General features: G+C 66.9%; 25 protein-coding genes, 1 tRNA gene, 1 other RNA gene and 1 pseudogene. 9 read left to right on the top strand and 19 right to left on the bottom strand.

The window, feature by feature from the left end:
• The first annotated feature begins 20 nt into the window (after positions 1 to 20).
• The gene (locus EGH21_RS16775) at positions 21 to 1,943 is read left to right on the top strand and encodes a beta-CASP ribonuclease aCPSF1 (protein ID WP_220619632.1); all 1,923 of its coding nucleotides are present in this window, start codon (positions 21 to 23) and stop codon (positions 1,941 to 1,943) included.
• A gap of 3 nt (positions 1,944 to 1,946) precedes the next feature.
• Here the strand turns inward: EGH21_RS16775 and EGH21_RS16770 are convergent, their stop codons facing one another.
• The 3 genes and pseudogenes from EGH21_RS16770 to EGH21_RS24735 form a co-directional block, all read right to left on the bottom strand.
• On the bottom strand, positions 1,947 to 2,987 hold the full coding sequence (locus EGH21_RS16770) for a DHH family phosphoesterase (RefSeq protein ID WP_220619631.1): 1,041 nt from the start codon (positions 2,985 to 2,987) through the stop codon (positions 1,947 to 1,949).
• A gap of 212 nt (positions 2,988 to 3,199) precedes the next feature.
• Positions 3,200 to 4,069, bottom strand: coding sequence for a universal stress protein (locus tag EGH21_RS16765; RefSeq protein WP_220619630.1), 870 nt, complete (start codon positions 4,067 to 4,069; stop codon positions 3,200 to 3,202).
• A 100-nt stretch (positions 4,070 to 4,169) separates the two neighbouring features.
• Positions 4,170 to 6,748, bottom strand: a pseudogene (locus EGH21_RS24735) (cation-translocating P-type ATPase).
• 83 nt (positions 6,749 to 6,831) lie between these two features.
• On the opposite strand from EGH21_RS24735, the gene EGH21_RS16755 reads away from it, so the two are divergent.
• A complete protein-coding gene (locus tag EGH21_RS16755; RefSeq protein WP_220619629.1) occupies positions 6,832 to 7,122 on the top strand; it encodes a DUF211 domain-containing protein in 291 nt (96 codons plus the stop codon).
• Between the two features lie 4 nt (positions 7,123 to 7,126).
• A complete protein-coding gene (locus EGH21_RS16750; RefSeq protein WP_220619628.1) occupies positions 7,127 to 7,708 on the top strand; it encodes a VIT1/CCC1 transporter family protein in 582 nt (193 codons plus the stop codon).
• Here the strand turns inward: EGH21_RS16750 and EGH21_RS16745 are convergent.
• The 8 genes from EGH21_RS16745 to EGH21_RS16710 form a co-directional block, all read right to left on the bottom strand.
• A complete protein-coding gene (locus EGH21_RS16745) occupies positions 7,705 to 8,154 on the bottom strand; it encodes a pyridoxamine 5'-phosphate oxidase family protein (protein WP_220619627.1) in 450 nt (149 codons plus the stop codon). The genes EGH21_RS16750 and EGH21_RS16745 overlap by 4 nt on opposite strands.
• 73 nt (positions 8,155 to 8,227) lie before the next feature.
• Positions 8,228 to 9,184 carry a universal stress protein gene (locus tag EGH21_RS16740; protein ID WP_328765692.1) on the bottom strand — a complete coding sequence of 319 codons (957 nt, stop codon included), beginning with the start codon at positions 9,182 to 9,184 and terminating at the stop codon, positions 8,228 to 8,230.
• Positions 9,185 to 9,510: 326 nt separating this feature from the next.
• Positions 9,511 to 10,719: an orc1/cdc6 family replication initiation protein gene (locus EGH21_RS16735; RefSeq protein ID WP_220619626.1), complete on the bottom strand. Its 1,209-nt coding sequence runs from the start codon at positions 10,717 to 10,719 to the stop codon at positions 9,511 to 9,513.
• Positions 10,720 to 11,243: 524 nt separating this feature from the next.
• The gene (locus EGH21_RS16730; RefSeq protein WP_220619625.1) at positions 11,244 to 11,957 is read right to left on the bottom strand and encodes an ABC transporter ATP-binding protein; all 714 of its coding nucleotides are present in this window, start codon (positions 11,955 to 11,957) and stop codon (positions 11,244 to 11,246) included.
• Positions 11,954 to 12,784: an ABC transporter ATP-binding protein gene (locus tag EGH21_RS16725; protein WP_220619624.1), complete on the bottom strand. Its 831-nt coding sequence runs from the start codon at positions 12,782 to 12,784 to the stop codon at positions 11,954 to 11,956. The genes EGH21_RS16730 and EGH21_RS16725 overlap by 4 nt, the downstream gene beginning before the upstream one ends.
• On the bottom strand, positions 12,777 to 13,955 hold the full coding sequence (locus tag EGH21_RS16720) for a branched-chain amino acid ABC transporter permease (protein ID WP_220619623.1): 1,179 nt from the start codon (positions 13,953 to 13,955) through the stop codon (positions 12,777 to 12,779). The genes EGH21_RS16725 and EGH21_RS16720 overlap by 8 nt, the downstream gene beginning before the upstream one ends.
• Before the next feature lies 1 nt (position 13,956).
• Positions 13,957 to 14,898, bottom strand: a complete 942-nt coding sequence (locus EGH21_RS16715; protein ID WP_220619622.1) for a branched-chain amino acid ABC transporter permease — start codon at positions 14,896 to 14,898, stop codon at positions 13,957 to 13,959.
• A 9-nt stretch (positions 14,899 to 14,907) separates the two neighbouring features.
• Positions 14,908 to 16,227 (bottom strand): ABC transporter substrate-binding protein, encoded by a 1,320-nt coding sequence (locus EGH21_RS16710; protein ID WP_220619621.1) that lies wholly within the window; start codon positions 16,225 to 16,227, stop codon positions 14,908 to 14,910.
• Positions 16,228 to 16,397: 170 nt separating this feature from the next.
• Here EGH21_RS16710 and EGH21_RS16705 point away from each other — a divergent pair, with 170 nt between their 5' ends.
• The gene (locus EGH21_RS16705; protein ID WP_220619620.1) at positions 16,398 to 17,225 is read left to right on the top strand and encodes a proline dehydrogenase family protein; all 828 of its coding nucleotides are present in this window, start codon (positions 16,398 to 16,400) and stop codon (positions 17,223 to 17,225) included.
• On the opposite strand, the gene EGH21_RS16700 is transcribed toward EGH21_RS16705, so the two are convergent.
• Entirely contained in the window at positions 17,226 to 17,945 is a 720-nt protein-coding gene (locus EGH21_RS16700; RefSeq protein WP_220619619.1) for a helix-turn-helix domain-containing protein, read from the bottom strand.
• A gap of 161 nt (positions 17,946 to 18,106) precedes the next feature.
• On the opposite strand from EGH21_RS16700, the gene EGH21_RS16695 reads away from it, so the two are divergent.
• On the top strand, positions 18,107 to 19,630 hold the full coding sequence (locus tag EGH21_RS16695; protein ID WP_220619618.1) for an aldehyde dehydrogenase family protein: 1,524 nt from the start codon (positions 18,107 to 18,109) through the stop codon (positions 19,628 to 19,630).
• Entirely contained in the window at positions 19,617 to 19,751 is a 135-nt protein-coding gene (locus tag EGH21_RS24455) for a hypothetical protein (RefSeq protein ID WP_268899073.1), read from the top strand. The genes EGH21_RS16695 and EGH21_RS24455 overlap by 14 nt, the downstream gene beginning before the upstream one ends.
• A gap of 15 nt (positions 19,752 to 19,766) precedes the next feature.
• On the opposite strand, the gene EGH21_RS16690 is transcribed toward EGH21_RS24455, so the two are convergent.
• From EGH21_RS16690 to EGH21_RS16675, 4 genes are all read right to left on the bottom strand, one after another.
• Complete coding sequence (locus EGH21_RS16690) at positions 19,767 to 20,372, bottom strand: class I SAM-dependent methyltransferase (RefSeq protein WP_220619617.1); 606 nt, start codon at positions 20,370 to 20,372, stop codon at positions 19,767 to 19,769.
• A 63-nt stretch (positions 20,373 to 20,435) separates the two neighbouring features.
• The gene (locus EGH21_RS16685; protein WP_220619616.1) at positions 20,436 to 21,158 is read right to left on the bottom strand and encodes a profilin-fold protein; all 723 of its coding nucleotides are present in this window, start codon (positions 21,156 to 21,158) and stop codon (positions 20,436 to 20,438) included.
• A 79-nt stretch (positions 21,159 to 21,237) separates the two neighbouring features.
• The gene (locus EGH21_RS16680; RefSeq protein WP_220619615.1) at positions 21,238 to 21,966 is read right to left on the bottom strand and encodes a hypothetical protein; all 729 of its coding nucleotides are present in this window, start codon (positions 21,964 to 21,966) and stop codon (positions 21,238 to 21,240) included.
• 490 nt (positions 21,967 to 22,456) lie between these two features.
• Positions 22,457 to 22,531 (bottom strand) — tRNA-Arg (locus EGH21_RS16675).
• Positions 22,532 to 22,728: 197 nt separating this feature from the next.
• On the opposite strand from EGH21_RS16675, the gene EGH21_RS16670 reads away from it, so the two are divergent.
• Positions 22,729 to 23,370 (top strand): RAD55 family ATPase, encoded by a 642-nt coding sequence (locus EGH21_RS16670; protein WP_220619614.1) that lies wholly within the window; start codon positions 22,729 to 22,731, stop codon positions 23,368 to 23,370.
• 9 nt (positions 23,371 to 23,379) lie between these two features.
• Here the strand turns inward: EGH21_RS16670 and EGH21_RS16665 are convergent, their stop codons facing one another.
• Positions 23,380 to 23,652, bottom strand: a complete 273-nt coding sequence (locus EGH21_RS16665) for a DUF5798 family protein (protein ID WP_220619613.1) — start codon at positions 23,650 to 23,652, stop codon at positions 23,380 to 23,382.
• A 79-nt stretch (positions 23,653 to 23,731) separates the two neighbouring features.
• Here EGH21_RS16665 and EGH21_RS16660 point away from each other — a divergent pair, with 79 nt between their 5' ends.
• Positions 23,732 to 24,145 (top strand): DUF7548 family protein, encoded by a 414-nt coding sequence (locus tag EGH21_RS16660; protein ID WP_220619612.1) that lies wholly within the window; start codon positions 23,732 to 23,734, stop codon positions 24,143 to 24,145.
• A gap of 63 nt (positions 24,146 to 24,208) precedes the next feature.
• Positions 24,209 to 24,525: signal recognition particle sRNA (ffs, locus tag EGH21_RS16655), an RNA gene on the top strand.
• 158 nt (positions 24,526 to 24,683) lie between these two features.
• Here ffs and EGH21_RS16650 read toward each other — a convergent pair.
• Together EGH21_RS16650 and EGH21_RS16645 are read right to left on the bottom strand one after the other, a co-directional pair.
• Positions 24,684 to 25,571, bottom strand: coding sequence for a mechanosensitive ion channel family protein (locus EGH21_RS16650; protein WP_220619658.1), 888 nt, complete (start codon positions 25,569 to 25,571; stop codon positions 24,684 to 24,686).
• Positions 25,571 to 25,819, bottom strand: a complete 249-nt coding sequence (locus EGH21_RS16645; RefSeq protein WP_220619611.1) for a YhbY family RNA-binding protein — start codon at positions 25,817 to 25,819, stop codon at positions 25,571 to 25,573. The genes EGH21_RS16650 and EGH21_RS16645 overlap by 1 nt, the downstream gene beginning before the upstream one ends.
• Positions 25,820 to 25,864 lie beyond the last annotated feature (45 nt).

The raw sequence follows: 25,864 nt of genomic DNA, 5'->3' as shown, positions 1-25,864 counted from the left end.
AATCGCAGTTTCCCGCATACATGAGTACCGCAGACGAGACGCTCGAGAAGATCAAAGCACAGGTCGAGGAAGAGACGCCGGACGACATCACCGTTTCGTCGGTGACGTTCGAAGGCCCGGAGCTGGTGATATACACGCCCGACGCGAAGGAGATCGCCAACCGGGACGGTATCGTCCGGAACCTCGCACAGACCCTCCGAAAACGCATCAACGTCCGTCCGACGGCGGACGCACTGGTCCCTCAGACGGAAGCCCGGGCGAAGATAGAGGAGACCATCCCCGAGGACGCCGGCGTCCAGAACCTCGACTTCGACGACGCGACGGGCGAAGTGTTCATCGAGGCCGAGAAACCCGGCCGCGTCATCGGCCGGCACGGCGAGACGCTGGACCAGATAGCCGCCAGCGTCGGGTGGACGCCCGAGGTGGTCCGGACGCCGCCGATGGAGTCATCCACCGTCTCGAACGTCCGGAACTTCCTGAAACAGGAACGCGACGAGCGTCGGGACATCCTCGAACGCGTCGGCCGGCAGATAAACCGGCCGACGACGGCCGACGACGACTGGGTCCGACTGACGACGCTCGGGTGTTGCCGGGAAGTCGGGCGCGCCTCGTTCATCCTCTCGACGCCGGAATCACGCATCCTCATCGACTGCGGCGACAAGCCCGGCGCCGAGGGCGAGGTGCCGTACCTCCAGGTCCCCGAGGCACTCGCGGCCGGGCCGAACTCCATCGACGCCGTCGTCCTGACCCACGCCCACCTCGACCACTCTGCGCTCATTCCCATCCTGTTCAAGTACGGCTACGACGGTCCCATCTACACCACGGCGCCGACTCGTGACCTGATGGGACTGCTCCAGCTCGACTATCTCGACGTGGCCGCCAAGGAGGGCCGCGCGCCGCCCTACGAGAGCCAGCAGGTCCGGGACGCACTGAAACACACCATCCCGCTGGAGTTCGGCAACGTCACCGACATCGCGCCGGACATCAAACTCACGATGCACAACGCCGGCCACATTCTCGGGTCGGCGGTGTGTCACTTCCACATCGGCGAGGGCCGGTACAACGTCGCGTTCTCCGGCGACATCCACTACAAGGACACCCGTCTGCTGGACGGCGCGGTCAACGACTTCCCGCGCGTCGAGTCGCTCATCCTCGAATCGACTTACGGCGGGAAGAACGACTACCAGACCGACCAGGAGGACTCCGAACGCGTACTCAAGCGCGTCATCAACGAGGCCCACGAGAAGCAGGGTCACATCCTCATCCCCGCCTTCGCAGTCGGGCGTTCGCAGGAGTTGATGCTCGTCCTGGAGGAGGCGATGAGCAAGGGCGACATCCCGACGATGCCCGTCTATCTCGACGGGATGATTCGGGAGGCGACGGCCATCCACACGGCCTACCCCGAGTACCTCCGCGAGAGCCTGCGGAACCGCATCCTCTACGAGGACGACAACCCGTTCCTCGCCGAGCAGTTCCAGCAGGTCGACGGCGGCGAGGAGATGCGTCAGGACATCGTCGACGACGAACCGGCCATCATCCTCACTACCTCGGGGATGGTCACCGGCGGTCCCGTCATGTCGTGGCTCCGCCTGCTGGGCGGGGACCCCGACAACACGATGGTCTTCGTCGGCTATCAGGCCGAAGGGACCCTCGGCCGCCAGATTCAGCGCGGGCAGGACGAGATTTCGATGTCCGACAAGAGCGGCCCGCGCGCCGAGCGCGTCAGCCTGAAACTCGGCGTCGAGACGGTCGACGGCTTCTCCGGCCACGCCGACCGGCAGGGGCTCGAGACGTTCGTCGAGACGATGCACCCGCGGCCCGAGAAAGTGCTCTGCGTCCACGGCGACGAGAGCTCCACGAATCAGCTCTCCTCGGCGCTGTACCAGAACTTCAACATGCGGACGTTCAACCCGAAGAACCTGGAGACGTTCCGGTTCGTCTGAGCGTCAGTCCGCCTCCTCGTCGTCCTTGCTTCCGTCGTCCTCCTTGATGTTGAGCGCTGCGAGCAGTCGGCTGTTGATGACCTGTTCGACGATACCCACCAACACGTCGTCGTCGCTGGTGTAGTCGGAGAAGATGCCCAGTGGGACCTCGGCGCCGGCCATCTCGCGGTGGCCGCCGGCACTCCCGACGTCGTCGAAGCCCTTCTCCAGGACCTCGCCGATGTGAACTCTGGAGTCGGTCGTCCGGGCGCTGAGCTGAATCGAGTCGTCGATGATGCCGAAGACGATGGCTGTCTCGATGCCTTCGAGGGTGGCGAGGTAGTCGGCCGCCTGCGGGAGCGCGTCGCGTTCGCTGGTCCGGCCGACGTGGGAGATGAGGACGGAGCCTCTGACGCTCCGGTTGTGGATGGCGTCGGCGATGGCGTCGACCGTCGCGCCGCTGACCGCCGGCGTCGAGAGCTGTCTGAGGAGGTCCGACTCGGCGTACTCGTGAAGGTACCCCGCCGCGTCGTACTCCGCGCGCGTGACGCCCCGCAGGAAGCCGAGCGTCTCCCGGCGGATGGCGAAGAGCAGAGCCGTCGCGACGCGGGCGGTCGGGTCCATCGGTAACTCGCGGACGTACTCCGCGAGGATAGTCGCCGTCGCGCCCACGTCCTCGCGGTGGTCGACGAACCTCGCTTCGACGTCCTCGGCCGGGTGGTGGTCGAGGACGACGTCGACGGCCGTCCCCTCCGGCACCCGGTTGTTCCCGCCGGGCGTCGAGTGGTCGACGAACGCCAGTAGCGACCCTGCCGGTCGGTCCTGGACCAGTGCGGCGTCGAACGGTCGCAAATCGATGTCCAGCAGGTTGACGAACGCCCGGTTCTGCTGGTGGGATATCTCACCGCTGTAGAGGATGTGGTGTTCGTCGATGCCGGCGTTCGCCGCGATGTGGCCGAGCGCCAACGCGCTGGCCAGACAGTCCGGGTCCGGGTTGTTGTGGCAGACGATAGTGAGTTCGTCACTGTCCGAGAGGAGGTCCCACAGCGTCTGCGCGCGACTCATGTCCGCACTTGTCGCTCTGGATACAAGCATCTACTGGCGAAGACGGGTCGAGAGGACGGCGTTTGGTCGGGACGGCGCAGGTACCCTGCGTATCGGCACTCGTGCCGACCGACCCGTCCGGGGACGTGCCGACGTTCACCGTCTCCGTGGTGGCGACGGCCGTCGCCGTGGGTATCCTGTTGGGTGGTCTCGCCCGACCCACCGGCGGCCCCTCAGTCCTCGGGCGTCCGCGTCGTCAACAGCGGGACGGGCGACGAACGGACGAGTTTCGAACTCACGCCGCCGAGCGCGTACCAACTGAAGTTCGTCCGCCCCTGCGTCCCGAGGACGAGGAGGTCGATGCCTTCGTTCTCGACGTACTTCCGAATCCGGCGGTGGGGCGTCCCGTAGACGACGCTCCCGGTCACCGAGTCGAGTTCCGCCTCCGCCGTCTCGACCGCCGCGTCGACGATTGCGTGGGCTTGTTCGTCGAGTTCGCTGTCCTTGACGACCGACCGCGCGTCGGGACCGAGCGCCCCCGTCTCGACGACGTGGAGGACGTGCAGCGTCGCCCCCGTCGCCGCGGCGACGTCGACGCCCTCGGCCAGCGCTCGCTCCGCACCCTGACTGCCGTCCGTCGGCACGAGGACGCGCTGGCACGGGTACCGGTACGCCGCCTCGCCGTCAGGGTTGACGACGAGCACTGGCACCGGGGCGGCGTTGAGGACGCGTTCGGTGACACTCCCGAGCAACACGCGTTCGAGGCCGCGCCGGCCGTGGGTCGGCATCACGACGAGGTCCATCCCGTACTCGCCGGCGTAGTCGGCGATGGTCAGCGACGGGTCGCCCTGTAACACCTCGCCCTCTGCGTCTACCCCGCGGTCGGTCACGCGGTCGACCGTCGCCTCGACGACTCGCTCGCCCGCCTGTTCGAGGACGTCGACTATCTCCCCGCGGACGTCCGTGACGCTGTCGCGGTTCGTGTCCGCCACGTGCAGGACGTGGAGGGTCGCGTCGTGTGCCGTCGCGACGTCGCAGGCGTAGTCGAGGACCGATTCGGCCGTGTCGCTCCCGTCCGTCGGGAAGAGGATGTGCTCGTACATGGGCAGTCGTGACTGGCGGATGTCGGCGTGGTCGTCGGGACGACCCGCCTACACGTTCGTCGCCCGACAGGATAAAGCGCGGGGGCGAGTACGACGGGCGTCATCGAGTGGCCCGGTCCCACCGCCCGACCACGACGGCGACGGCGAGATAGGCCGGGAGCGAGACGGCGAGCACCGCCCCGACGAGACCCCAGTCGGCCGGCCCCAGCGGGACGGTGCCGAAGTACTCGTTCAGCGGCGTGTACAGCACGGCCAGTTGCAACAGGGCGGAGACGGCCACCGCGCCGGCCAGCCACGGGTTCGCGAAGGTGGGCGTCTCCCTGAGCCACCGGATGACGTAGAGCTTCTCGAACTCGATGGCGACGAACCCGGTGAACACCATCGTCATGGCGTAGGGCGTGACGGCGGGCGCGCCGTCGAGCGTCAGTACGAGGAGCCCCAGCATGACGAGTGTCGAGACGGTGCCCATCCCGCTCATCAGGCCGAGCATCCCTCGGTCGACGATACCCCGGTCGGGGTCCCTTGGCGGGCGGTCCATCACGTCGCCGCTCGCCGAGTCCGCTCCGAGCGCCACCGCCGGCAGGCCGTCGGTCAGCAGGTTTATCCACAGCAACTGCACCGCCGGCAGGACGAGGTAGCCGAACAGCGACGCGACGAAGACGATGGCCACCTCCGCGACGTTCGCACTGAGGAGGTACGCGACGAACTTCCAGACGTTGTCGAAGATGGCGCGGCCGCGTTCGACGGCCCGTTCGATGGTCGCGTAGTCGTCGTCCAGCAGGACGATGTCGCTGGCCTGCTTCGCGACGTCGGTGCCGCGCATCCCCATCGCGACGCCGATGTCGGCGTGTTTCAGCGCCGGTGCGTCGTTGACGCCGTCGCCGGTCATCGCGACGCGGTGGCCGTTGGCCTGCAACGCCCGCAGGATTCGCACCTTGTGTTCGGGCGCGGTGCGGGCGAAGACGTCGACCGATTCGACACGTTCCCGGAGCGTCTCGTCGTCCATCTCGGCCAGTTCCCGGCCCGACATCACCTCGGTGCCATCCCCAGCGACGCGGCGATAGCGGCGGCCGTCCGGACGTTGTCGCCGGTCACCATCTTCACCTCGATGCCCGCTCGCTCCGTGGCGGCGATGGCGTCCGCCACCTCCTCGCGTGGCGGGTCGATGAGGCCGGCGAGGCCGACGAAGACGATGGCGTCGTCGCTGGCCCCGTCCTCGGCCAAGTCGCCCTCGGTGTACGCCACGGCCAGAACCCGGAGGGCGTCGTCGGCGAACGTGCGGACCTGCTCGCGAATGCGGTCGGCCGCCGCCTCGGTCAGCGGTTCCGGTCCGTCGTCGGTCAGGACGTGGTCGGCCTTCGAGAGGACCACTTCCGGCGCCCCCTTCAGGTACGAGCGCTCGTCGTGGACCGTCCCCATCCACTTGCGCTCGGAGGAGAACGGTATCTCGTCGGTCCGGGGGTGTGCCCCACGCAGCGCCGCCACGTCGATACCGGCGTCCTCGGCAGCCGCCACGAGCGCCCGTTCCGTCGGGTCGCCACCGTCCTCGCCCGGCGTCGCGTCGTTACAGAGCGCGGCGGCCCGCAACAGCAGGTCGACCCGGTCGCCGGACGCCTCGCCGGCGTCGGGTTCGACCACGCTGTCGTTGACCCAGACCCTGCTGACCGTCATCTGGCCCCGCGTGAGCGTCCCCGTCTTGTCGGTACAGATTACGTCGACGCCGCCCAGCGCTTCCACCGCCGGCAGGCGGCGGACCAGCGCGTTCTCGTCGGCCATCCGCCGGACGCCGAGCGCGAGCGTCAGCGTCACGACGGCCGGCAACCCCTCGGGGACGGCGGCGACGGCGAGCGACACCGCCGTCAGCGCGGCCTGAAACGGGTCCGTGCCCTGCCAGAGCAACAGCGGCACGACGAGACTGGCGAGGACGACGACGCCGATACCGAGCGTTCGCCCGAGCGAGTCCAGTTCCCGCTGGAGCGGCGTCTCCGTCGACTCGGTCCCGGCCAGTTCCTCAGCGATGGCCCCCACCTCGGTGTCCATCCCCGTCGCCGTGACGACGGCGAGGCCCCGGCCGCGGGTGACGTTCGTCCCCTTGTACGCCATCGACGTCCGTTCGGCTAGTGGCGTATCCGCCTCGACCGGGTCGGCGGCCTTCGCGACGGGGGCGCTCTCGCCGGTCAGGGCCGCATCGTCGATTTCCAGCCCCGTCGTCTCGACGAGGCGGCAGTCCGCCGGCACGACGTCCCCGCCGGTCAGTTCGACGACGTCGCCCGGCACCAGTTGCGTGGCCTCCACCTCGGTCGTCGTCCCGTCGCGCCTGACGGTCGCGGTCGGCGCGGTCAGTTCCCGGAGCGCGGCGAGACTCTCCTCGGCGCGGTAGTCCTGCACGAACCCGAACAGGCCGTTGGCGACGACGATGACGGCGATGAGGACGGCGTCGACGGCGTGGCCGGCCCAGACCGACAGCGCCGCCGCGACCACCAGCACGTAGATGAGGACACTCTGGAACTGTGCGAGGAAGATACTGGGCACCGACCGTCCCGCGTCGCGAGCCACCTCGTTCGGGCCGTGTTCGGCCCGTCGCTCTCGGACCGACTCGGCGGACAGCCCCCCGGAGTCGCTGTCGAGAGCGTCGTACACGGCGTCGGTGTGCTGGGCGTGTGCGGGGGGGGTCCACAGCCGAACCGACTCCGCCCGGCGCCAAAATTGTTTGGCGTTGACACGAGCCCGGATTTACGTACCGTCCGACCGGAGTGTCGCCTATGGCCCCAGTTCGCCGACTCGTCGTGGACGTGCTGAAACCACACGACCCGCCGTTACTGGAGTTCACCGACCGAATCAGCGACACGGAGAGCGTCGGCGGTGCGACCACCTCCCTCATCGAACTCGACCAGGAGGTCCAGAACGTCAAGGTCACCGTGGAGGGCGACGCCCTCGACGTGTCGGCCATCGAGTCGACCATCGAGGAACTCGGCGGCACCGTCCACTCCGTCGACCAGGTCGCCTGCGGCGAGTACGTCGTCGACGACCGGCCGACGTTACAGGACGGGTGACTCCGTGGTCTCCGCACGCGAGTTACTGGCCCGCTTGCTGGGCAAGGAGGACGTCCTCGCCATCTCGCGGCGGTACTTCGTCTCCAACGGGTTCGACGGGACGCTGACCTGTATCGGCGTCGTCGTCGGAGCGGTGCTCTCGGGGGTCCCGGACGGTCTCACGGTCGTCAAAATCGGGCTCGGAGCGGCCGTCGGCCTCGGGACCTCGGCGGTCTGGAGCGTCTGGGAGATAGAGCGCGCGGAGACGCGCGCCGAGATACGCCGCCTCGAACGCGCGATGCTCACGGACCTCGACGACACCCGTATCCAGCGCGAACACCGCGGCGCCAGACTGCTCCACGCGGTCATGAGCGGGTTGGGACCGACCGTCGGCGTGCTGATTCCGCTGTCGCCGTTCCTGCTGGAGGGGACGCTACTGACCATGACTGAGGCCGCAATCGTCGCCGTCGGCCTCGGCATCGGCGTCCTCGGTGCCTTCGGGGCGTACATGGGGTCTATCTCCGGTCAGCGGTGGTACGTCGCGGCGGCCCGGATGGCGCTGGCCGGCCTCGTCGTCGCCGTCGCCAACCTCCTCCTGCCCGGTTAGGTCCGACCGGGCGACTCTGCGCGACCGGTCAGTTCCTCGGGGGCGAGGCGGTAGAACTCGAAGTCCACCACGCGTGTGGGGTCCTCGAAGACGTCTATCAGCGGAATCTCGACTCGGCCGAGGCCGTCGAGCGTCTCGCTCGCGATGTCGTCTCGCTCGACGTCCTCGAGGTCGCCGGTAGCGACCACGCTCTGCCACCGTTCGTCGACCTGTCGGTGGACGACGAAGGACACCGGTCGGTCGTCGAGGTCGGTCTTCGCACTCTCCGGGCCGACGGCGAGGCGGAAGTAGAACGTCCGGGTGTCCGCGTCGTAGCCGTACGACACCGGGACCGAGTGCGGGGAGTGGACCGCCGTTCTCGACAGTGAGAGGACGCCAGTACCGCCGGTACCGAGGAACGCGTCTACCTCGTCGTCCGTCATCGACACGGGGTGGTCTGACTCCATATCTGTACCAGTTTGGTTGGGTGGACTATAAGTCCTGACTGCCGCTCGCCGAGTCCTCACCGACGCCGTGCTCTCACTCGTCTCGCTGGCGCGAGCGGACCGTGAGGACGGGGGCCGTCGACCGGCGAACGAGGCGCTCGGCCGTGCTCCCCAGTACGACCCGGTCGAGACCCGTGTGTCCGTGGGTCCCCATCGCGACGACGTCTATCCCGGCGTCCTCGACGTACGCCAGTAGTTCGTGTCCCGGATAGCCCGTCGGCGTCGCCGTGACCGCCTCGAGACCGGTTTCGCGGGCGACGTCGGCGACCGATTCCGCCGCCTCGGCGGCCGACGCTTCGAGTCGGTCGAGCACGCCCTGCGGGATACCCATCTCCGAGCCGGTGGTGACGTCGCCGAGGTTGACCACGCTGACGGCGTGGACCCGGGCGTTGGCCCGCCGGGCGACGGCGACCCCGTGGTCGACGGCGGGCGCCGCCGCCTCGCTTCCGTCGGTCGGAATCAGCACGTCGTCGTAGCCGTCGTCGACTTGCGTGTCCTCGGTCGCACGGACGCTGAGAACCGGAACCGGTGACCGGCGGAGGACGTGTTCCGCGACGCTGCCCGTCAGCACTCGCTTGAGACCACTGCGTCCGTGGGTCCCCATCGCGACGACGTCGACGTCGTGGTCGGCCACGTAGTCGAGAATCACGTCCGACGGCCGGCCGGTCACGACCTCACGCCGGACCGGTTCGACGCTCCCCATCCCGGACGCGGTGGCATCGACGGCGGACTCGGCTTTGGCCTCCAGTCTCGCGACGAACTCGTCGTCGACGCCGCCCGCCGAGAAGGGGCCGCTGGCGGCGTTCACGTCGACGGCGGCGAGCAGGTGGACCGACGCGTCGAACAACTCGGCGAGGTACGCGCCGTGTTCGGCCGCCCTGCGCGCGTGGTCGCTCCCGTCGGTCGGCACGAGGATGGTGTCGTACATCGGTACCGGGGCGGTACGCGCGGCGAGGTGATAGTTCCACGTCACGACCGCGGCGGTGGACACGCCCACCCCACCGTGTCGAGTGTTCTGCGTTTGGGGGTGGAGGTGAGGCGAAAGGGGTGCGCGTTCGGGCGGAAATCGACGACGGTAATTTACACGATTCGTCGGGCACGGGCAGTGACTCGGCTACGCGTCGAGCCCCTCCCACCCCACCGTGTCGAGTGTTCCCGCGGTCCGTCCAGCCCCGTGGCTCATCGACGGACGTGCGGTTCGACCGTCCACCGTGACCGACCCACCACCCGTGACCGACACCCCCACCCCACCGTGTCGAGTGTTCTCACGGCGGCGTCGCTAGGGCGGACGCGTCGCCGGCCGTCGCCGCCGTCCGGTCAGATGTGCCGAGCGACGACGTTCGGCATGGCGATGTCGTCCAGTTCCCTGACGACGTCACAGACTAAGTCCAGCGGTACGTCGAACTCGTACTCGTGGTACTGTCCGCCGGCCCGACCCTCGTTACGGACGGTCCGCTGGAGGATGCCGACCATCGCGAGGTCGGCGAGATGGTCGTGCATCCGACGGCGAACCAGCGGGTCCGTCCCCGACTGGTCCGCGACGGACCGGTAGACTGGGTAAATCTCGCGAACGCGCGCCGGCATCTGGTCCTCGAACGCCAGCGAGAGCGTCGCGATGAGCGTGAGGTGGCCGTGGTGGGTCAACTCCCGCATCCCGTGGCGTATCTGCCCCCGTTCGAGTTCCTGTGAGGCTTGTCGGACGTGTTCCTCGACGATGGGTGGGTCGTCCTGCGTCCGGGCGATGTCGCCGGCCTTGTACAGGAGGTCGAGCGCCTGCCGTGCACTACCCGTATCCTGTGCGGCGATGGCGGCACAGAGCTGTAAGACCCCCTCGGAGAGCGCGTCGGCACGTAACGCGCCTTCGACGCGCTGGGTGAGTATCGACTCCAGTTCGGGCGCCTGATACGGTGGGAAGTGAATCTCCTCCTCACAGAGGGTGTCCTTGACCTTCGGCGAGAGCGTCTCCCGGAAGCCGAAGTCGTTGCTGATGCCGATGACGCCCGGTTTGACCGTCTCCAGATACCCGTTCGAGCGCGCCCGCGGGAGTTCGTAGAGGATATCGTCGTCTTCGCCGATGTGGTCTATCTCGTCCAAGACCAACAGGACCGTCCCGCCGATGTCCTCCAGTTCCTCGTACAGCATGTCGAAGACGGTCTGCTGTGGGTAGCCGGTGGTGCTTATCTGCTGGTTCGCCGGCCGCAGGAGGTTCACGAGGTTCGCCGCGACCTGATACGACGAGGAGAAGTTCGTACAGTTCAGCCAGTACACCGAGAGATCGACGTCGTCGTACTCGGCGACGTCCTGCCGCAGATGTGAGAGGAGGAACCGCGTGACGGCAGTCTTCCCCACGCCGGCCTTCCCGTAGAGGAAGATGTTGCGCGGTTGCGCGCCGTTGATGACCGGTTGGAGCGCGTTCTCGTAGGACGCCAGTTCCTCGTCCCGAGCGGCGATAGAGTCCGGCTGATAGTCCTCCCGCAACATGTCCTCGTCACGGAACACCTCCTCGTCACGGGTGAACCTCGCCATTGCCACACCGTATGGACATTCGATACATAAAACCACCGTGTCGACTGCGTCGAGTGAACCGATTTCGGCCCCGAAACACCACCCCACCGCGTCGAGTGTTTGTCCGTCGGATAGCGACTCGTCCAACGATTGGACCGAAGCCTCGTCAATGGTCCGTTCTCACTGCGGCGAAACCGGGACAATCGAAGGTTCGTCGACACGTTCCGTCGACGGCCACGCACCGAACTCGCCGGGCTGTCGGCCCGCCGTCGGTCTCCCAGAACACTCGACACGGTGGGGTGGGTGGGGAGAGTATCGGGCACTCGGTCGTCGAGTGTCGTGAGTCCACCGTCGTGCCGGACCACTCCGGCACACCACCCCGCGACGACCGGAGAAACACTCGACACGGTGGGGTGAGGGGATGGCGCAATCGGTCGGCGTCGACCGCTCTGGTGACCGTCCCCACCGCGGGCCCGAACCCATCACTCCGAGAACACTCGACGTGGTGGGGTGACGGGGCACCTGACTGCGTCGTCGCGCCCCCGTCAGCCGCCGAGGTAGAGTTTCGAGACGTCTTCGTTGTCCAGTAGTTCCGAGGCGGCGTCTTCGAACCGTACCGTCCCCTGGTCGAGTACGTACCCCCGGTCGGAGATGCCCAGCCCCTTCTTCGCGTTCTGTTCGACCATGAGGATGGCCGTGTCCATGTCGTTGACCGCCTGCACGTGGCCGAACACCTCGTCGGCGGTGTTGGGTGCCAACCCGGCCGACGGCTCGTCGATGAGGAGCACGTCGGGTTCCATCACCAGCGCTCGCGCGAACGCGAGCACCTGTCGCTGGCCGCCCGACAGCGTCTTGGCTTTCGCCTTCCGGGTGTCGTCCAGCAGGGGGAACCGGTCGTAGAGGTCCTCGATGACCTCGTCCAGCCCACTCTCGCGGGCGACACCGCCCATCCGCAGGTTCTCCTCGATGGTGAGCGTCCCGAACACGTTGTCGGTCTGTGGGACGTATCCGATGCCCTCGCGGACGATGTCCTCGGGGGCCATCCCGCCGATGTCGTCGCCGTGGTAGGTGACAGTCCCCTCCCACGGCGTCAGCATCCCGAAGGCCGTCTTGAGGACCGTCGACTTCCCGGCCCCGTTCGGGCCGATGAGACAGACGATTTCGGACGCGTTCAGGTGGAGCGTGAGGTCGTCGAGGACCTGCACCTCGCCGTAGCCGCTGTCGACGTCCGACAGTGCCAGCACGGCGTCGTCGCTCATGGACTCCCCCCGAGGTAGGCGTCGATGACGCGCTCGTCGGTCTGTACCTCCTGTGGCGTCCCCTCCATGAGGACGCTCCCCTGGTCCAAGACGATGACCGGGTCGGCGAGTTTCATCACGAAGTCCATGTCGTGTTCGATGAGCAGGAACGTCGTCCCCTGCTCGTTGAGGCGGCGTATCTGTTCGGCGAGTTTGTTCCGCAGCGTCGGGTTGACCCCCGCGGCCGGTTCGTCCAGCAGGAGTAGTTCCGGTTCGGCCAGCATCGCGCGGGCGAGTTCGACGAGTTTCATCTGCCCGCCCGATATCTTGGTCGCCGGTTGCGTGGCGAGGTGGTCTATCTCGAACTCTTCGAGGATGCGCTCGGCGTCGGCCAGGTTCGCCGCCTCGTGCTCGCCGACGTCGCCGGGTCTGAAGAACAGGTTCAGGAACGACTCGCCGGGTTGTTTGCGCGGGCCGACGAGCATCGCCTCCCGGACGGTCATCCCCTCTAGCTTCCGCGGCGTCTGGAAGGTCCGGATGAGGCCGTGGTCGGCGATTTCGTACGGTTCCATCCCCGTGACCTCTGTGCCGTTCACTTCGACGCGGCCGCCGTCCGGTTCGTAGAACCCGGAGACGAGGTTGAACAGCGTGGACTTTCCGGCCCCGTTCGGGCCGATGAGTCCCGTGATGGTCCCCCGTTCCACCTCGAAGGTCGCGTGGTCGGTGGCGGTCAGCGCGCCGAAGGACTTCTGTAAGTCCTCGACGCGGAGGACCACGTCGTCTTTCGACTGGTCGGCCGCCACGTCCGTCGCGGCGGCGTCCGCCGCCGTCGCGTCGGCGTCAGTCATCGCCACCACCTACCTTGGCCTCGCGGACGCCGGAGTCCGGCCGGTCCGGTGCCTCGTCGACGACTTTCGGCCAGATGAGTTCTCGCTGTGGCGGAAGCACGCCCTGCGGGCGGTACCGCATGAGGACGACGATGAGCACGCCGATGAGCAGCAGTCGGAGCGGCGCGACGTCGATGGGAATCCACGCGAACTCGTTGAGGAAGCGGGTCCCCTCCCGGATACCGACGATGACGAACCCGCCGAACAGCGCGCCGCGGTTCGACCCGCTCCCGCCGAGGATGACGGCGACCCAGACGTAGAACGTCGTCACGGGGTCGAGGTCGCCGGGACTCACGAAGAGGTTCAGGTGGGCGTAGAACACGCCCGCCAGTGCCATGATGAGGCTCCCGAGGACGAACGACTGCATCTTGAAGCCGTAGGTGTTCTTCCCGAGGGCCCGCGCGAGGTCCTCGTCCGAGCGGATGGTCCGCAGGACGCGCCCCCACGGCGAGCGGTGGGCCCGCCGGAGGACGGCGTAGCTCACGCCGACGAACCCGAGGACGACGACGACGTTCAGGAGTGCGCCCCAGAACGGCGTCTCCAGCACGATGGTCGTACCGGGGAGCGGTCGAATCGCCAGTCCCGGCATCATCTGTGGGAGGTCCGCGAGCACGGGGAACCCTTCGAAGAACGGCGGGATGCCCCGCACACCGGCGCTCCCGTTGGTGAACTGCCGCTCGTTCAGCACGACGAGGCGGACGACTTCCGCCAGTCCGAGCGAGGCGATGGCGAGGTAGTCCGCACGCAGGCGCAGCGTCGGAATCCCGATGGCGAGCGCCAACAGGGCGGCGACGACCAGTGCGACGACGAGGCCGACGATAGGGAGCAGGTCGCCGGCGATGGGCGAACTGCTGGCGCTCATCAGCGCCGTCCCGTACGCGCCGATGCCGAAGAACGCCGCCACGCTGAAGTTGATGAGGCCGGTGAACCCCCACTGCGAGTTCAGGCCGAACGAGAGCAGTGCGTACATCCCCGCGAGGCCGACGAGATAGAGGAAGTACGTCGGCGCGAGCGCGCCCGTCAGCAGGCCCACGAGCAGGAGTCCGGCGAAGGCGACGATGAACGCGACGACGCCCTGCTCGGACCTCGTGAGGTCCGCCCAGTACCCTTTCGGGTCGGAGAGCACGCGCATCTCAGGTCGCCTCCCCGGCGATGCCGTTCGGTCGGACGAGCAACACGGCCACCATGATGACGAACGCGATGGCGTTGGCGTACTCGATGCCGATGGGGATGCCGAAGCTATCGGGCACCAGCGGCAACAGTGCCCCCAGTTCCGTCAGCACGGGCGTCAGTTGGTTTATCATCCCGATGAGGAATCCGCCGAGCATGGCCCCGTAGACGGAGCCGATGCCGCCGAGGATGACGGCGGCGAAGATGAGCAGCAGGAGGTTGAACCCCATCCGTGGCGAGAGCTGGTTGTACAGGCCGAGGAACACGCCGCCCGACCCCGCGAGGCCGGCGCCGATTATCCACGTCCACAGTTTCACGCGGTCGGTGCGGATACCGCTGACCCGCGCGAGGTCTGGGTTGTCCGCCATCGCGCGCATCTTCCGGCCGAGGTCGCTGTACTGGAGGAGGGTGTGGAGCGACCCGACGAGGACGAGCGCCGAGAGGACGATGGCCACGTCGTGCTGGGTCACCCGAACGCCGTAGGGGAGCAACGCCTCGATGGGCCGCAGCGTCTGGACCTCGTAGCGCGTGAAGTCCGCGCCGAACCCTATCTGGATGATGGCGCGGTAGACGAACGCGATGCCGATGGACGTGATGAGCAGTTCGATGGACCCCGCGCTCATGCCGTCGTACACCACTTTCTCCGTGACGACGGCGACGACGGCGGCGACGGCGATACCGGCCACCAGCGCCACGAAGAACCCTATCGGGAGGCCGAGGACGCTGGTGCCGAGGCCGCCGACGGCGCCGAACGTGACGAACGCCGCGTAGGCCCCCACGGTCATCGTGTCGCCGTGGGCGAAGTTCGCGAAGTCGGCGATGCTGTAGATGAGCGACAGTCCGATGCTGCCGAGCACGATGATACTGCTGAATACGAGCCCGCTGGCGAGATAGTCGAAGACCATAGCGTGGCCTCAGGATTCGAGGAAGCCGGTGCCGACGTAGTCGTGGTCCTGGACGGTCAGAATCTGCAGGAAGCCGACGGGGTCACCGTTCTCGTCGAAGTCGATGGGGCCGCTGACGCCCTGATAGTCGACGTCGCTGGGGCCACCGCCGTCGGCGAGAATCTGGCTCGCAGCCTCGAAAGAGGTGACCTGCTCACCCTCCGGGCGGGTCACGTCGCGGACCGTCTCCTGTAGTGCGGCGCCGGTGAACTCGTCGGCGGCCTGAATCGACAGCGCGGCGGTGACCACGCAGTCGTAGGCGTAGGCCGACCACGCGGTCGGTTGCTCGCCGTAGGCTTCCTCGAAGTCCGACGCGAACTGCTGGTAGTTCTCCTCCTCTACGGGAGCGGAGGGGACGACGATTTTCATGCCCTCAATGCTCCCCTCGGGGGTGTTCTCGATGACGTTGTCGCCGGAGACGGAGTCGGCGCCGTAGAACTGCGCCTCGTAGCCGCTGGAGTACACCTCGTTGACCATCGTCGCGAACTCGGCCTGATAGGTGATGAACAGCCACGCGTCCGCGCCCGCGGAGTTCATCTCGGAGACGACCGAGGAGTACGACTGCTGTTCCTGGTCGTGGGGGCTGTTGTAGACGACCTCGCCCTCGTAGGCGTCGACGAACGCGTCGGCGAGACTCTGGCCGTAGTCGTTGTTGACGTAGGTCAGCGCGACGTTGTCGTAGCCGTCCTCGGCGATGATGTTCGCGAGCGCCGTCGACTGGGTCCGGCCAGTCGGGGACATCCGGAGCAGGCCGGGGAAGTCGGTGAGCGACAGGCCCGTGGAGTTCTGGCTCAACTGGACGACGTCGGTGCCCTGTACGACGCTCTCGTAGATAGCCAGCGAGACGCCGGAGCCCACCGCACCGATGAGGAACGGGACCCCGTCCTGATTGACGAGTTTCTGGGCCGCCGAGACGCCACCCTGACTCTCACTCTCGGAGTCCTCGACGGTGATGGCGAGTTCGCGGCCGTCGATGCCGACCTCGTTGACGTCTTCGAGAGCGAGGTCCTTCCCGCGCTGGTTCCGCTCGCCGAACGCGGACAGCGACCCCGTGAGGGCGTCGACCATCCCGATGTTGTAGGGGCCGCTCCCGCCGTCGCCGCTCCCCCCGTCGCCGTCGGTCTCCGTGCTGCCGCCGTCACTACCGCCATCGCTCCCGTCGCTGCCGCCGCCGTCGCCACCGTCGTCGGTGGTACTGACGCAGCCGGCGAGGCCGGCGAGGCCGGCGAGGCCTGACGCTTTGAGGACTGTTCGACGGTCGAGTTGCTTCGATGAATCGTCTGACTCCATGTCTATGTGCCTCATGGCACAAGGACCATCGTTAACGGGGCCCCGACCATGGACGGGCCGGCCAGTCGATGCCGGCACAGCGACGGATTACCACCCTTTGGTTCACCCACAAACCGGCGAAAAGTTTGGTCGGGGGCCGTTATAGGTGGGGGTAGTCCCTGCCTGCGTGTATGATACCACCTATCGCCAGCAATTTCGTCGCGGGCGAGACGGCGTCGGCGGCGATGGCCCACGTCGACGACCTGAACGACCGTGGCGTCCACGGTATCCTGAACCTGCTGGGCGAACACTACCACGACCGCGCGGACGCCGACGCGGACACGCAGGCGTACGTCGACCTCGTGCGAGCGCTCGCGGCGCGAGACACCGACGCCTGTGTCTCCGTCAAGCCGAGTCAAATCGGCCTCGACGTCGGCGACGAGGTGTTCGAGGAGAACCTCGCCCGCATCGTCGACGCCGCCGAGTGTCTCGTCTGGATAGACATGGAGGACCACACGACGACCGACGTGACGCTGGACGCGTTCGAGCGCCACGCCCGAGAGACGGACGGGAACGTGGGCGTCTGCGTGCAGGCGAACCTCAGACGCACCCGCGACGACCTCGAACGCCTCGCCGACCTCCCGGGCAAGGTCCGGTTGGTCAAAGGTGCCTACGACGAACCCGCCGAAGTCGCCTACCGTGAGAAGGCCCGCGTGGACGAGGTCTACCGGGAGTACCTCGAGTACATGTTCCAGCACTTCGACGACGGTATCGCCGTCGGGAGCCACGACCCGGCGATGATAGCGTACGCCCGCGAACTCCACGCGGAGTACGGGACCCCCTACGAGGTGCAGATGCTCACCGGCGTCCGGGAGCGCGCACAGTTCGACCTCGCGGACGACGTCACCGTCTACCAGTACATCCCCTACGGCGAGAAGTGGTTCTCGTACTTCTACCGACGCATCCGAGAGCGGAAGTCCAACGCCCTGTTCGCGCTTCGGGCCGTCGTCGGCCGCTGATTACGGGTCCAGAAGTTTCGCTTCTGCCTTCCGCAGATGTTCTAACAGCGTCGTCTTCGAGACGTCCATGTCGTCGGCCAGTTCGCGGGTCGACGTCTCGCGGGGCCACTCGTAGTACCCCGAGTCGCGGGCGTGTTCGAAGACGTTGCGCTGTGCGGACGTCAGCGAATCGAGGCGCTGTTCGCGTTCCGAGGTGGCTGACTCGGAGGCGGTGATGGCGGCGACGCTCACCTCGGCACCGGCCTGTTCACGGACCTTCTCGAGGGCGGGTTCTATCTTCGAGCGCTCGTCGGCGAAACACACCTGCCACTCCTCGCGGCCGTCCTCGATACGGACCGGCGCGCTGTGGACGAACCCGTTCTCCAGCAGCGTGGGACACACCATGTCGTCGGGGTCGTACTCGAGGAAGAACTCCCGGACCACGTTGCCCGGCGCGTTGCGCTGGCGGCCGAACCGCTCCTGCAGTTCCTTCAGTTCGCCGGCCCGCTCCGACTCGCTGATCGCTTCGAGCAGTCGCTCGACTTCGGCCTCGGTGTCCCCGAACGCCGTGAACAGACCGTTGACCGACGTCGGTATATCGCCGCTCGTCGCCGGCGAGTTGTATATCGCGTGTGCCAGTACCCCGCCGCCCGTCTGCCCGGTGGCCTCGATGGCCCAACAGTTCGGGTGCCAGAGGTCGAGGGTCAGCCTCGTCCCCGGTACCTGCTTCTGGATGCTCATAGATATGGTAGCCTCTATCTGGCTATGTACGTGACGCTTTCACAAACCCCTGCCGACCATGGTCGGTCCCCTTTTATGAACAGCGTTCAGACCGACCCTGAATCGTCCACCCGTCCATGGTCGGATGGGGCTATTGGCACTCGCTCGGCGTAGAAGGTGATATGGCAGCGACACATCAGCACTACATCGACGGCGAGTGGACCGACGGCGAGGGCTCCGAGACGTTCGTGAGCCAGAACCCCGCGACGGGGGAGACGCTGGGCGAGTTCCGCCGCGGGACACCCGAGGACGTAGCACGGGCCGTAGAGGCCGCCGACGCGGCTTACGAGGAGTGGCGCGAACTCTCCCGCATCGACCGCGCGGAGTACCTCTGGGACGTCTACCACGAACTGAAGACCAACGTCGACGAGTACGGCGAAATCGTCACCCGCGAGTGCGGCAAGGAGATTAGCGAGGGGCGCGCCGACGTCGTCGAGGCCGCCCACATGGTCGAGTGGGCCGCCGGCGACGCCCGCCACCCCAGCGGCGACATCGTCCCCTCGGAGATTCCCGCGAAGGACGCCTACATGCGCCGCAAACCGCGCGGCGTCGTCGGCTGTATCACCCCGTGGAACTTCCCCATCGCCATCCCCTACTGGCACATGGCCGTCGCTCTCGTCGAGGGCAACACCGTCGTCTTCAAACCGGCCGAACAGACACCGAAGTGCGCGAACGTCATCGCGGAACTGTTCGCCGAGGCCGGCCTCCCGGACGGCGTGTTCAACATGGTACAGGGGTACGGCGACGCCGGCAACGCCATCGTCCAGTCGGACGCCGTGGAGACGGTCCTCTTCACGGGGTCGGCGGAGGTCGGCCACGAAATCGCCGACTCCGTCGGCGGTGTCTCCGGCAAGCGCGCCGCCTGTGAGATGGGTGGGAAGAACGCCGTCGTCGTCACCGAGGAGGCCGACATGGACATCGCCGTCCACTCGGCGGTTATGTCCTCGTTCAAGACGACCGGCCAGCGCTGTGTCTCCTCGGAGCGTCTCATCGTCCACACGGACGTCTACGACGAGTTCAAGGAGCGGTTCGTCGACGTGGCCTCGAAGGTCGCCGTCGGCGACCCCCTGCAGGAGGACACGTTCATGGGGCCGCTCATCGAGGCCGAACACCGCGAGAAGGTCACCGAGTACAACGACCTCGCACGCGAAGAGGGCGTGAACGTCCTCGTCGACCGGGCGGACCTCGACGCCGACGAGATTCCCGACGGCCACGAGGACGGCCACTGGGTCGGCCCATTCGTCTACGAGGCCGACCCCGACGCCGACCTGCGCTGCACGCACGAGGAGGTGTTCGGTCCCCACGTCGCCCTGCTGGAGTACGACGGCGACATCGAACGTGCTGTCGACATCCAGAACGACACCCCGTACGGACTCGCCGGGGCCATCGTCTCGGAGGACTACCGCCAGATAAACTACTACCGCGACCACGCGGAACTCGGCCTCGCCTACGGGAACCTCCCCTGCATCGGCGCCGAGGTGCAACTCCCCTTCGGCGGCGTCAAACGCTCCGGGAACGGCTACCCCTCGGCCCGCGAGATCATCGAGGCGGTCACCGACCGGACGGCGTGGACGCTCAACAACTCGAAAGACATCCAGATGGCGCAGGGCCTCTCGGCGGATATCATCACCAGTGACGACGAGTAAGACGACACTGGCGAGCGACCCGACCGCAGTCTGCCCGTCCTGTGGCGGCCACCTTCACCAGCGGGTGAGCGTCGATACCTGCGGCGACTGTGGCTGGGTCCGCTGTCAGGGCGCGGACTGAGGCCCTCGACGGCCTCTAGCTCTCCGACCGCCGGAACACCCGGACGGTGTCGCGCTTCCGCTCGGACGACGTGCTCTCGACGAACCCGCGGTCGGTGAACACGCGGTTCCAGTCCCGGTAGTACAGCGGGATGTCCTCGTCGACGTAGTTGACCTCGCCGTACTCGCCGCCCTCGTTCTCGACGGTCACCACGACGTCGCCGGCGATACGCGCGATATCGTCGAACACCCACTCGACGTCGGGGTGGATGTGCTGGAGCGTCTCTACCGAGAAGACGGCGTCGAAGGCGCCGTCGGCGACGTCGGTGGCGTACGCCTCGATGGCCTCGGCGTGGAACGACCCCGTCTCGGCCAGTTCGGGGTACGTCTCCGCGAGGACGTCTAGCGCCTCCGCGTTGACGTCGACGCCCGTCAGGTCCGTAAAGCCCGCCTCGGCGAGCGCGGCGAGGTGGCGGCCAACGCCACACCCCACCTCCAGCACGCTCGCGTCCCGTCCGACTTCGGCTTCGAGAATCGACTGCACCAACTCGCTCGTCTCGTCCGGCCCGTAGTGGGCGTAGTACGTCGGCGAGTACTCGCCGGAACGGTCTGCCCACTCGTCACGGACATCGTTAGAATCCACGGTAGAGAAGCGGGGCCGGTCCGTATAGGTCTACCGACACGACGACCGGTACGGCGGCCCAGTTCACAACTCGACGGTCGCGAGGTCCGACTCCAGTTCCGCGACGTGGTCGTTGTACGCCGCGACGAACCCGCGGAACCGCGGTGCGTACTCACGGATGTCGGCCGCCGACGGCGGTTCGTACTGCGAGAGCAGGTAGAGGCCACCGGTGCCGCCGACCCGGAGGTACGACGCCCGCGCACCCTCCCACTTCAACTCCCAGCGGGTGCCGTCGACCCGCGTGGCGTAGGTGCCGTAGTCGCCGCCCTCGTAGCGCTGGAGTTCGCCGGCGATGCGGTCACACACCTCGCGGATGCGGCCGAGGACGCGGTCACGTTCGCCGACGATGCCGTCGGTCGTCGCCACCACCGGGAAGTCGGTCGCGACGTCGTCCAACACGCCGTCGAGCGAATCGACGTAGTCGCGAAAGCCCTCGACGAAGGCGGGATAGTCGACCAGTGCGTCGGCCAGTGCGTCCGGTTCCGGGGGCTGTTTGGTCGAGATGACGTACACCTCGGTCCCCCGGCCGGGGTCGTAGCGGAGGTACTCTAGGTCGCCACCCTCGTACTTGACCGTCCACTCGCCGCCGTCCGTCTCGACGGTCGCCTGCCCGTAGTCGCCGCCCTGCAGTCGTGCCAACTGATAGGCGATTTGCCCGGCGTGGTCGCGGACCGCGGCGACCAGTTCGTCACGTCGTTCGGCGACTGCCGTCGCGTCGGCGGGGTCGGCCGGTGGCCAGTCTGTCACACACCCTGCCAGTACCCAGAGCGCAATAACCGGTGCGGTCGGTGTCGACACCGAGCGTCTGTGGGCCCGGTCGCCGGATTCAGGCCCGACTCGACGTCCAGTTGAGCACCACACTCGTGCCGGGGTCGACGCGCTCTGTCGGCGTCACCTGAATCACACGCGCCCACGTCCCACCACCCGGGGCCGTGTAGATGTCGCCGCCGCAGTAACAGTCGACGCCTAGCGCGGGGTCCGACTCGTCGTGGCCGTCGTACGGATAGCCGGTCCGCGACCAGGCGCTCCAGTCGAACGTCTCCCCGTCGTGGCGTGCGACGAGCGTGACCGCCAGTGGCTCACCGACGGCCGTCGTTCCGTAGTGGACGTCCTCGCGGTCCGTCTCGACGGTTTCGAGTGCCTGTGGCGACTCGGGCACCAGCCCCACCTCCGAGAGGTCCTGCGTGTCGTACGTCTCCGTGGCCTGCACCTCGGCGTCGTCCGGCGCGTGATACACCTCGGTCGTAAACGGAAGCGACGAGTCCTCGAGACGGAAGCCGAGCAAGACTTCGTCTGCGGGGACCGACGTCTCCTCGACCAGCGTCGGATGGACCGCCGCCGGATTTTCGACGAACTGGGCGGCGTCGGACGTCTCGGTGGCCGTGCGCTCGGGCGTCCGAGTGTCGGTCGGCGTCGTTGTCTGGGTCGGTGTCTCGGTCGGGTCGCGTGCCGAATCCGAAGAGCCGATCGAGGTACAGCCAGCGAGACCAGCGATTGCGACGCTACATATCGATTGGAGGGCGCTCCGTCGGGTGTGATTCGTCTCCTCGCTCACAGACGCGGGTGGCGTCGCGGCCTCTTAGGTACCCGTGACGCTTCACGTGACACGCTCGACTTAGCACCCGGCTAAACACCCGTACCGACGTGCTCGACCGAATCGGATTCGTGCGGTCGTACGTTGTGCAGACGCCGAAGGGTCTCTGCGGCGCGTTTCGCCGCACCGGGCACACCGAGGAGACTGTGGCCCGGTTCTGCTGGGACTACCGCCGGTGTGACGTCCACGTATCCGGACAGAATGACGCATTAACTACTATGAGTTCCAGCACGGTGGGACGCCCGACGGGGGATTCGGCACGTCCTACCACCCCGCGACGCTCCGTGGTTTCACGCCCGTCGTCGATGTTCGCGGTGGCTCACTGTCACGTCCGTTCCTCGCAAAACCACGGGCGCTGAGAGATTTGAACCACGGTCGGAGCAAGCGCCTCCCTGATGCAAATCCCTCAGCCGACGCTCTCCAGCGCTCACTGTCGTTCGCGCAGAAATCACGGGCGCTGAGGGATTTGAACCCCCGACGGTTTGGTCCGAAGCCAAGCACTCTGTCCAGGCTGAGCTAAGCGCCCTACGTGAATACGTAATTCGGTGTTCCGGTTTAAACCAACCGGTTCTGTATCGCGCTCGTGAGGGACCCGCACGCTCGACCCGTCGACGTCGCCACCTCTCGCGCATACGACAAGACAAAGATTATACGTCTGTTCGAATACTCGTACAAATATCGCGTCGAGACACTCGCTAACAACGGCAGTCCAGTGAGTTCGGAATGTACGATATCGGACACGGACCGTTCGATTTCGCTCTCGACCCCGGGACGAACGTCCTCGTCACGGGACCACCACTCTGTGGTAAACGTCGATTCGGGATGCGAGCACTCGCGACTGGGTCCCGACAGGGGGAGGGGGCACTCGTCGTGACGACGCGGGACACCGCCCACAGGGTGCGCTCGGACTATCGGGTCCTGTTCGGCGGGGAGAGCGGGGACACGCCGACGCTCGGGGTCGTCGACGCCGTCTCGGAGACCATCGGGCAGTCGGTCGCGGGCGACCGGGACACGAAGTACACGTCGTCACCGAGAGACACGAGCGGTATCGGGAGCAAGTTCTCCGAGTTCGTCGAGTCGTACTACACGGCACGAGGCATCGAACGAACCCGCGTACTGGTGGACTCGCTCACGCCGCTACTGGTCTACTCGAACCTCCAGAGCGTGTTCCGGTTCGTGCACGTCTTCACGTCGCGCGTCGACAACGCCGACGCAGTGGGGTTCTACACGGTCACGGCGACGGCTCACGACGACGAGACGATAGCCTCCCTCACGCAGTTGTTCGACGGCACCGTCGAACTGCACGGCGACGGGACTGCGACGGTTCGGCTTCCGGACCTCGACGAACGAACCGTCGACCTGTGACTGGCGCCGTCACTCCTCGCCGTGGGCCGGCCCCGCCGAATCCGACGCCTCGGCGTCGGCGAGAACCGCATCCACGTCGACGTCCCGTTCCTCGGCGAGCGCTTCGAGCAGTGCGCGCTGCTCGGCCAACTGACGCTCTACGTCGTCGACCCGGCCGTTCGTGTCCTCGACCGTGTCGTTGAGCTCCTGTACCTGCGTCTTTAGCTCGTTGACCTTCGTGTAGAGTTTGTCGGCGACGTCGGCCACTTTCTGTATCTTCTTCGCCGTCGAACCAAGTCCCATGTCCCGGGCTAGAGCGAGTGGCCATTTCGTCGTTTCGCTCGAACGTCGGTGTTAAGACGCCGCCGGCCGGAGCGCGGGTATGAACGACCTCCGGACCGCACCGGCCGTCGGTATCGCCGGTTGCGTCCTCTATCTGCTGTCGCTCGGGGTGCCGTACCTCCTCGTCGAGACGACGAGCGCCGTCGGCGCCTACTACGGGTCGGGCGGCGTCTCACCGGTCATCCCCGGCCTGCTCGCACTGGTCGCCATCATCGTCCTCGCGGCGGGGCGTGAGGGGCGGACCGACCCCAGCATCGCCGCCGGCGCGACGCTCGTCCTGGGCCTGTTCATCGTGGGATTGAGCCTCGTCTGGGCGGCGACGGTGCCGGTCAGTCTCGTACTGGGACTCTCGGAGTCGACGCTCATCGAACACCACCGGTGGGCCGTCGTCGTCGCCAGCGTCCCCGTGCCGGTCGGGTCGGCGTGGTTCGCTCGTGCACTCGGACTCTTCTGACCGTATCGCCGCGCAGTCCCCGGGTGTTCCGAAAGGCCCTTATGGGGCGGCGGCGGACCATCGAAGTGGACTAGGTCGGGGGGCTTGGCCCCCCTCCTCGCCCGCACTGTGGTCATGAGCGGGGACCGAACCCCGGGGGCGTCCGGTCAGACGGGCGTGGACCCCGTGAGCCAACGTAGAAGCCTCGTCCCACGGGGACGGCGGTCCACGTGGTCGCATCTGCAGGGATGCGCCCTCGTGGTTGATCGATGGCAGCCCGTCAGGCACGGAAGTGAGCAGCGGACCATCGGACACCCGTCGCTCGTGGGGTCGCGGGGTGGAGGAGGCAAACGGGATTACCCACGCCCGAACGTCGGGCAATCCCGGCTGTCCGTCCATTCATCCGCTATCTACGCCCGGTAGTCCTACGTCTGCGAGACGACACTCCTGCGCGACGCCCTCGTGAGCGAACCGACCGTATTCGTGGCTCTATCGGCGTCGAGCGGTCGGTACGGCCGTGGCTCGACGGCGACGGAGAGACAGAAAAACCGAGGGTCGGTCAGTCGTCGGCGGGTTCGACCACGCTGTCCATCCCGGCGAGTTCGAGGCCGCCGCCGATGGTGCGGTTCGGGTAGGGGATGTTGATGTCCTCCTCGTCGAACCGCTCCTTGACGGACTGGACGTACTCGCCGCGGGCCTTCACGAAGTCCGAGCGACTGGGGTTGTCTATCCAGATGCGGGACTGGAGGCCGACGGAGGAGTCACCGAGTTCGACCAGTCGGACGGACGGTGCGGGGTCTTCGAGGATGCCCTCGTGTTTCTCGGCCTCCTCGAGGATGATGTCGGTCGCCTTGTCGATGTCGTCGTCGTAGCCGATGCCGAAGACGAACTTCAGGCGGAGTTGGTCCTTCGCGACGGGGTTCTTGATGACGCCGTCGGTGAGTTCGGAGTTCGGGACCGTCAGCAGTTCGTTGTCGAACGTGCGCACGCGAGAGACGCGGAGGCTGATGTCCTCGACGACGCCGGCGTTGCCGTCCCACTCTATCCAGTCACCGATGCGGAACGGTTTGTCGGTGAAGATGAAGATGCCGGCGACGAAGTTCTTCAGCACGTCCTGCATCGCGAACCCGATAGCCAGCGTCGCGGCCGCGGCCACCGTGGCGAGCGACTGCAGGAAATCACCGTAGCCGGCCATGCCGAACGCGACGGCGATAGCCACGAACACGAGTACGATACTCGTCACCTTGAGTAGCGGCTTGCGAGCGTGTTCGTCGAGGTCGCGGCGCTTGAGCACCCGGTCGACAAGCGGCACGACGAACGCACGGCCGAGCAGGTAGATGACGACGAAGACGAGCAAGAACGTGAGCGCCGACCCGATGGCGTCGGCCGCCGGGACGCCGATGCTATCGAGGAACCGCGCGATTGGCGTGAGTCCCTGCTGGAGCATCATCGTTCGAACACCGCCGTGTGACCACGCACCTGTGCGACCGACGCGCTCACCTGCTCGGCCATCTCGTCGGCCAGTTCCTCGGTCGTGGTGCCGCCGCGGGCCGACCGGAGGAACTTCACCTTCACGAACTGGCTGTCACCTAACTGCGTGTCGAGTTCGTCTACCACGGGTTCGATACCGTTCTTTCCGACGCGAAGTGTCGCGTCGAGTTCGTGGATTCGCTGTTCGCGAGACGTCTCGGGCATATGGGGAGACAAAGGTCGTCGATACGTTTAAAACCAGCAGTCGTA

Origin of the sequence: Haloarcula rubra (assembly GCF_019599465.1) — an archaeon.
GTDB classification, from domain to species: Archaea; Halobacteriota; Halobacteria; order Halobacteriales; family Haloarculaceae; genus Haloarcula; species Haloarcula rubra.
This window is presented reverse-complemented; position numbering and strand designations above follow the sequence as displayed.